Source organism: Nocardioides sp., assembly GCF_030149505.1.
In the GTDB taxonomy this organism is placed as follows: Bacteria; Actinomycetota; Actinomycetes; order Propionibacteriales; family Nocardioidaceae; genus Nocardioides.
Genome location: NZ_JASBRN010000004.1, coordinates 1 through 7361, shown reverse-complemented (window position 1 = coordinate 7361; position 7361 = coordinate 1). Strand labels below are relative to the sequence as shown.

General features: G+C 71.0%; 9 protein-coding genes. 2 read left to right on the top strand and 7 right to left on the bottom strand.

The genetic code is table 11. The features are described 5' to 3' along the window. Positions 1-137: 137 nt before the first annotated feature. Together Q1V71_RS00715 and Q1V71_RS00710 are read left to right on the top strand one after the other, a co-directional pair. Positions 138-356, top strand: coding sequence for a hypothetical protein (locus tag Q1V71_RS00715; protein WP_300639311.1), 219 nt, complete (start codon positions 138-140; stop codon positions 354-356). Then, on the top strand, positions 338-820 hold the full coding sequence (locus Q1V71_RS00710; RefSeq protein ID WP_300639307.1) for a thioredoxin family protein: 483 nt from the start codon (positions 338-340) through the stop codon (positions 818-820). Before Q1V71_RS00715 ends, Q1V71_RS00710 begins: the two co-directional genes overlap by 19 nt. Before the next feature lie 69 nt (positions 821-889). Here the strand turns inward: Q1V71_RS00710 and Q1V71_RS00705 are convergent, their stop codons facing one another. The 7 genes from Q1V71_RS00705 to Q1V71_RS00675 all read right to left on the bottom strand — a co-directional run. Further along, a complete protein-coding gene (locus tag Q1V71_RS00705) occupies positions 890-1789 on the bottom strand; it encodes a DUF559 domain-containing protein (protein ID WP_300639304.1) in 900 nt (299 codons plus the stop codon). 166 nt (positions 1790-1955) lie between these two features. Further along, positions 1956-2582: a flavodoxin family protein gene (locus Q1V71_RS00700; protein ID WP_300639301.1), complete on the bottom strand. Its 627-nt coding sequence runs from the start codon at positions 2580-2582 to the stop codon at positions 1956-1958. Positions 2583-2653: 71 nt separating this feature from the next. Further along, positions 2654-3469, bottom strand: a complete 816-nt coding sequence (locus Q1V71_RS00695; protein WP_300639298.1) for a hypothetical protein — start codon at positions 3467-3469, stop codon at positions 2654-2656. An 8-nt stretch (positions 3470-3477) separates the two neighbouring features. After that, positions 3478-4071, bottom strand: a complete 594-nt coding sequence (locus tag Q1V71_RS00690) for a DUF6318 family protein (RefSeq protein WP_300639295.1) — start codon at positions 4069-4071, stop codon at positions 3478-3480. Positions 4072-4258: 187 nt separating this feature from the next. Continuing rightward, positions 4259-5569, bottom strand: a complete 1311-nt coding sequence (locus tag Q1V71_RS00685) for a zinc-dependent metalloprotease family protein (RefSeq protein ID WP_300639293.1) — start codon at positions 5567-5569, stop codon at positions 4259-4261. Positions 5570-5701: 132 nt separating this feature from the next. Further along, positions 5702-6667, bottom strand: a complete 966-nt coding sequence (locus tag Q1V71_RS00680; protein ID WP_300639314.1) for a GDP-mannose 4,6-dehydratase — start codon at positions 6665-6667, stop codon at positions 5702-5704. Positions 6668-6716: 49 nt separating this feature from the next. Beyond that, the coding region (locus Q1V71_RS00675) for a transposase (protein ID WP_300639290.1) at positions 6717-7361 on the bottom strand (645 nt) is incomplete at its 5' end.

Below are 7361 nucleotides of genomic sequence, written 5' to 3'. Positions count from 1 at the left end.
GCTGACGGCATGTCCACGCCCGAGGCACTGCGCTGCCTGAAACGACGTTTGGCCCGCATCGTCTTCAACCACCTCAACACCGATCAAGCAGCGGCCGCGACTGGACTCGCGGCCGCCGCTTGACATAGGAGAAACGCATGGACTCGGGCCAGTCCGCGGACGTGTCCGCCCACGACAGCTGCGTCGTGTGCTGGGCGTCGGTGCCGCGCACGTTGATGCACTTCCACCGCGAGTGGCAGGCCACCCAGGAGCAGAGCCTGGCGGACGCGATCGCGTTGACGCTGCGCCAGGTGCCCCCGCCGCGGAATTCCCTGCGGGGGGATGCTGTTGTGGGAGCGTGTCAACCGGAGTCGTGATCGCGCTCGTCGCCGTCGTGCTGGCGCTGGGGTTCGGCCTCTACCGCGCCCGCACCGACGGCCGTTTCCGGGCTGCCCCGGCGGTCGAGCACGGGGACACGTCCGGCACGACGGTGGGTCGAGCCCCGGAGGCGTCCGACCCCGGTCCTCGCGCCTGGGACGACGTCCTCGCCGCCCTCCCCGACGCCGAGCTGGGCGAGCGGGCGACGCTCCTGCAGTTCTCCTCCGCCTTCTGCGCCCCCTGCCGCGCGACCCGCCAGGTGCTCTCCGAGGTCGCTTCGGTCGTCCCCGGGGTGGTCCACCTCGAGGTGGACGCCGAGCACCACCTCGACCTCGTGCGCCGCCTCGACGTGCTGCGCACCCCCACGACCCTCGTCCTCGACGCCGGCGGCCGCGAGGCCACTCGCGCGGCGGGTGCTCCCCGCAAGGAGACGGTGCTCGCCACCCTCGACGGGATCGTCTGACGCCTCCGGGGGCGGCGGCTCGTCAACCGACGGGCAGAAGTCCCGCGAACGCGGCCGATCCCTGCGTGCTCAGGCGGCGGCGCAGGCGACGCACATGACTTCTGCCCGTCGCTTGACGACGGCGCGCAGGGTCTCGGCCACCAGCTCCGGCTCGAACATCACGTCCTCCCAGCTGAACCGCAGGACCAGCCACCCCGCGGCGACCAGCGCGTTGTAGCGCCGGGCGTCCCGGCGCAGTGCCCGGCGGTCCCCGTGCCACGTGAAGGAGTCGGCCTCCAGGACGATCCTGAGCCGCTCGTCGACCAGGTCCGGGCGGCCGAGCCAGCCCGGGTCGTGGATGGCGACCTGCGGCACGACCTGCAGCCCGTCGACGTCGAGGCAGATGGCGCGGAGCGAGGACTCGAAAGGACCTGCGGCTCGACCGTCGGCCACTGCCGCCACGTGCCGGACGCGGGGTGCGCCGGGTCCGCGCACGTCGCGGGCGACGGCGCGCAGGTGCTCGAAGGACATGCCGCAGCGCAGGGCGGAGTCCGCCACCGCCAGTGCCTCGGCGAAGGGGAGCGTGCGGAGGCAGTCGACGATCGTGCGGTCCGCGCTGGTGCGGTGGCCGTCGATGTCGTCGGCATGCAGGGTCGCCCAGCGCAGCGACACGTCCCTCCGCCGGGCTTCGGGGATGCGTCGGTTGCGCGCCACCGTGACCTCGGGCTTCTCCGGCACGGTGCGCACGGCCCAGCCGTGGTCCATCGCAGCACTGCGGAGGGAGAGCACCCCGGTCAGTCCCTTTGCTGCTGCCAGGGCCTCGTCCACCCCGGCCGCGGAAGCCCACGTGCCGCGAGCGACCGGGACGATGGTCTTCGCCCGGACGGCAGCGTCGACCGCCGCCCGTCCACAGACCCGGACGAGCGCACCGCGCCGGGCCACGCCGCCCAGGGCGGTGAGCGCCCGGAGCACGTCTGGTAGCTCGTCCACGAAACCAGCATGGGTCGCACCGGCCGAACGTGCTCCGACTCATCCACAGGTGGCAACCGCGGCGCGTGCCGTGCCGGCCACAGCGGGCTGACTCCGGCCGGCGTCGAGGTCAGTGGTCCTGGCCCGGGGATGGCCTGGGCCGGCTGTGCGGTCGACCGGCGACCGGTCAGTCCTGCGGCGGGTACGGCATCTCGCGCAGCAGCCGGGCGAGGTGGGCGAGGTTGGCGGCGAGCACGGCCGTGGTGCCGGCCGTCTTCTCCGGTGTCTCGTCGAGGTCCTGGTAGTCGGTGCCCTGCATCGCCTCGCCGACCCAGTACGTCGTGGCGTTCGGCGGGATGCTGAACCCCACGTCGTTGAGCGCCTGGAAGCACTCCGCCGCCACGTGGTGCGCGCCGTCCTCGTTGCCGACCACCGCGACGCCGGCGACCTTGTCGAAGAGGATCGGCCGGCCCCGGTCGTCGGTCTCGGAGATCTCGGCGTCCAGCCGCTCGAGCACCATCTTCGCCACCGACGACGGCTGGCCCATCCAGATCGGGGTCGCGAGCAGGACGATGTCGCTGGCCAGGATCTTCTCCCGGATCGACGGCCACTCGTCACCGTCGCCCTCGTCCGTGCTCACCCCGAAGCGGACGTCGTGGTCGACCACGCGCACGACCTCGTGCTCGAGCTGGCTGGGATCGATGTGGCCCTCGAGGGCGGTGAGGACCTGGCGGGCGAGCTTGTCGGAGCTGGACGGCTCGGGGGAGCGGTTCAGCGTGCAGACCAGGGCGAGGGCGCGGATGCGAGTCGACATGGGGTGTGGGTACCCAGTCCGCCCCGAGGCACCCCACCCCGCCCGGAAGGGTGCCGGTCAGGGTGTCCGGCTCAGTCGTAGGTGACGAGCTGCGGCCGTGCGGTCACGACCTCGAGCGGCACCGGGTCGCTGTCGATGGTGACGACGCCGTCGACCGGCCGCCAGGGTCCGTCGCCGACGCGCCAGCGAGCGGTCCAGGTGGTCTGCAGTCCGAGCTGCACGTCGCCCGCCTTGAGGTAGCGGTGCGTGACGTACGCCGACATGGGCAGCGACTCCCGGTACGGCTGGCCCGGGTCGCTCGTGGTGAACCCGTCGCCCTGGCCGGTGCTCCAGGTGAACTGCGAGGGCTCGATGTCGAAGGTGACGCTTCGACCGAGCAGCTGCACCGTCTCCGTGAACGGCTCGGCCTCCGTGTGCAGGATCGTGTCAAGGTTGACCAGCGTCCGCCCACCGACCGGGTTGACGCCGATAGGGGACTCGGGGACCGGGATGCGGCGGAAGGCTTCGAGGATGCGGCCGGGGGTCAAGACGTCGGCGGGTTGGGGACTGCCGCTTTCTTCGCAGTAAGTGCCGCCCAGTTCCACCGACCCATCCGCGCTGACGCCCCAGATGTTGAAGAGCAGTCCATTCTCTCCACAAGTCATCTGAGAGCCGCAGCCGTAGTAGGCGTCGCCTGGAGTGCCCTCGCCTCTGACACAGATCGGCTCTGGGACCCAGTCGATGTCTTGACTGGACGTCGGGCTGGTGCTGCTCGTCGAAGTGGGGCCAGTGGAGATGCCTAGTCCTGCGTTGAACTCGTTGGCTCCCGCTTCCGCGTCGATTTCCCCGCTCGCGGTCGCGGGTCCACTGGATAGCACGAAGATCAGAATCGAGAGAGCGGCACTCAAGAGAGCTTTCATGCCTCGCGCACCAGCTCGGTCGTCTGCCACCGACCCTCAGTCCAGGAAACCGTGAAGATGTACCGCTCCGTTAGGGGCGCCGCTTCGGAGGCTTCCTCGCCGCTCCGTCGAATTGTCTGCGCCGGGATTCGCATCGTTCCGGTGACCGCAACGATCGATTCGTTGCCCTTTGGTGAAGACCAGCCAGCATTGACGAACTGCCAAGCGTCCCCATCGATAGATCCCCCGCCGTCGTACACCTCGCGGATCAGCGCGACGAAGAAGTTGCAGCCTTCGCACTGCTTCGCGCTGATCTCGTCGAGGGCAGTTGTCTCACCTGTCTTGAATGCCTCACTGAAGGTCGCGGTCCAGTACTTGGCGAAAGCGACGGCCCCCTCCGGCGTCCGCTCCTCCCACGGCTCCGGCTCGGCCGACGCAGAGGGCGAGGCAGTGGTCGGCTCAGCCGACGGCTCCGCCTCGAACCGCGGCGCAGGGTCGCCGCCACACGCCGAGAGCGCCGCCACGAGCGCGAGGCCGGACGCGAGGGTGCCGATCGTTCGTCTCATCTGCTGCCTTCCCGAGAGCTCTGCGCCCGGCAGCGGGCGCGCCACGAACGCTAGAAGGACTACCCCCGGCCGCGCCACCTCGAACCCCGTGCCCTGTGGACGAGCGTCGATCAGCGGTAGGCGCGCTACTACCCACGAGCGGTTCCGGCCGACAGCAGGATCACAACGCCACACGGGGCGGCCCGGCAACACCGGGCCGCCCCGCGCGAGGGAGGTGGGGGGTGGAGCAGCGTCAGCGCAGCTGCACGGTGTACCTGCCGAGCGACCCGTACCGCCCGACTCCCGGCGTCTCCCCACCGCGCACGGTCACCTGGTAGATCCCGCCGGGAAGGAGCTGCGTCGCGGCTCCCAGCCCGGACAGCCTTCCGGCCCGCAGCCGGGTGACGGGAGCGACGAGGGACGACCGACCCAGCACGTCGGTCACCTCCAGGACGACGTCGAGATTGGCGAACGGCTCGTCGGGGGTCACGACGACCTCGCTACGTCGCAGCGGTGTGACCAGGTAGGTGTCGGTGTCCCCGGCGGAGCTGATGACGCCCGAGAGCGGGACGCCGGGGAGCACCGGCACGGTCGGCAGCTCGTCGGGCACCAGCCCCAGCTGCGACGCGATGATTGCGAGGTCGTCCTCGGGGTTGTCGGTGTACGCCGCGTCGGGGCCTGCCCACCGGGTGAGCGCCTGCGAGGTCGAGCCCATGATCGGGCCCCAGGGGGCGCGACCGGGGTTGTAGGGCATCGCGCCGCGGGGGCTGGAGGCACGTAGCCCGTCGTGGTGCAGGCCGAGCTGGTGCCCGACCTCGTGGGAGGCGGTGGTGCCGATGACGCGGGCGATGTCGCTGGCGGCGTACGTCTGCACGACCCGCTTGGTCATGAAGTCGGGGAAGACCAGTGCCTGCCGCCAGGGGTCAGTGCCGGCGCCGCTGTAGACACCGACGTACGCCACGCCGCTGCAGCCGTTGCACCACTGGCGCACCCAGTTGTCGTGGGCGAAGACGACGGAGGTGCCGTACGTCGGGTCGCCGGCGCTCGAGCGCGACAGGGCCGCGGACGGCGGCTCCTCCGTGGTGACGTCGACGTCGAAGGGGGCGAAGTCCTCGGCGACGTGGTGCCAGATGCCTTCGACGAGGCTGGCCTCCCAGGGGGAGAGGCCGGGACGGCCGTCGGCGTCGTAGGCAGACACCACAGTGGAGTCGGGGGTGTTGGCCAGCTCGGCCCACTTCGTGCCACCGAGGTCGGCGCCGTCGAAGTCGAGGTAGACGGTGTGCGGGCTGCCGGGTCGCGAGTGCAGTGCGAGCGGGTCAGTGGCCCGGGTCGCCGTGAGACGCCCTGCGGCGCGGGCCGATCCGGTGCGTGCTGCGGGGGTCGGTGGCTCGAGCTTCGGGACGGGATCGGCGATCACCGGCGGCTCAGGGGCGGAACGAGCGGCGGCGGGCCAGGTCGATGGGCTGGTGGCGGACGTGGGGCTGGTGCTGCCGAGGGTCACGGGGGTGACGACGAGGGCAGCAGCGAGCAGGCGCGCGACAGTGCGCGAGGGGGGCGTGGGCACGACGGACCTTCCATGGTGGCGACGAACCGGTAGGGGGTTGAAGGCTTCCTTGCCCCAGCCCCATCGGCAAAGGACCCAGCGTGCTGAGCAGTCGTCTCACCCCTGTCCAGACCGACGGGCCATGACCACGCGCTACGGCTGCAGGTACGCCGCGGACTCCTCGACGCCCGTCCGCAGCCGCTCCACGTCCACCCGCACCATGTGCGCGATCACGTCCTCGAACGGCACCGACGGCTCCCACCCCAGCTGCTCGCGCGCCTTGGTCGGGTCGCCGACCAGCGAGGCGACGTCGGCCGGGCGCATGAGCGCGGGGTCCTGGGTCACGTAGGAGGCGGAGGAGAGCCCCACCGAGGAGAACGCCAGGTCGAGCACGGAGGCCAGCGACCGCGAGACCCCGGTCCCGATGATGAAGTCGCCCGGCTCGTCCTGGGCGAGGACCAGCTGCATCGCGCGGGCGTAGTCGCCGGCCCAGCCCCAGTCGCGGCGTACGTCGAGGTTGCCCAGCGTCAGCGACGAGGCGCGGCCGAGCGAGATGGCAGCCACGCCCGAGGAGATCTTGCGGGTCACGAAGTGCGCCGGCCGCAGCGGCGACTCGTGGTTGTAGAGCGTGCCGGTGGCGGTGAACAGGCCGTAGGACTCGCGGTAGTTCACGGTCAGGTGGTGCGCGAAGGACTTGGTGGCGGCGTACGGCGAGCGCGGGTGGTGCGGGGTGTTCTCAGTCTGCGGCTGCTGGTCGGTGACGCCGAACATCTCCGACGACGACGGTTGGAAGAAGCGCGGCGCCCACCCGTGCCGGTCGCGGAACGCGCGCAGCGACTCCAGCATCCGCAGCACGGCCATGCCGTTGGCCTCGGCGACGGTCTCGGCCGCGCCCCACGACGCACCGACGGAGGTGAAGCCGGCGAGGTTGTACACCTCGTCGGGCCGCAGCCCCTCGAGCACGGCGGCCCAGCCCTCGTGGTCGCGCTGGTCGAGGTCGACGAGCGTGACTCCGTCCAGGTAGGCGTAGGCCCGGCCGAGTGTCGAGGCCGCCCACCGCGAGCCCGGCCGGAGCGTGCCGACCACGTCGTACCCGAGCGAGAGAAGGTGGCGCGCCAGGTCAAGTCCCCGGGAGTGGTGTAGCGCTTCGCGTTCCTTCTAGTTCGGATTAGGCGGTCAGGGCGGGCAGGTCGTCGGCTCCGATCTCGGGTTCGGTGGTGGGGACGATGTTGACGCGGCAGCGGGCGAGGACCTCGAGTCCGAGGTAGCGGCGACCTTCGGCCCATTCGTCGGTCTGCTCAGCCAGCACGGCACCGACGAGGCGGACGATGGCCTCGCGGGTGGGGAAGATCCCAACGGCGTCGGTACGGCGGCGGATCTCGCGGTTGAGTCGCTCGGCGGGGTTGTTGGACCAGATCTGGCTCCACACGTCCTTGGGTAACCCGGTGAAGGCCAGGATGTCGGTACGGGCGCCGTCGAGGTGGTCGTGGACCGCGGGGAGCTTCTCGGCGACGTAGTCCAGCAGCCGGTCGAACTGGGCGTGCACGGCAGTGGCGTCGGGCTGGTCGTAGACGCTGTGCAGCATCGCCTTGACCGCTGGCCACATGCTCTTGGGCGTCACCGACATCAGGTTCGCTGCGTAGTGGGTGCGGCATCGTTGCCACGCGGCACCGGGCAGGTTCGCTGCGATCGCGTCGACCAGGCCCGGGTGGGCATCTGAGGTGACCAGCCGGACCCCGGACAGGCCGCGTGCTGTGAGGTCGGCGAAGAACTGATTCCACGCAGCACCTGTCTCGGATGTGGCTACGCGCAT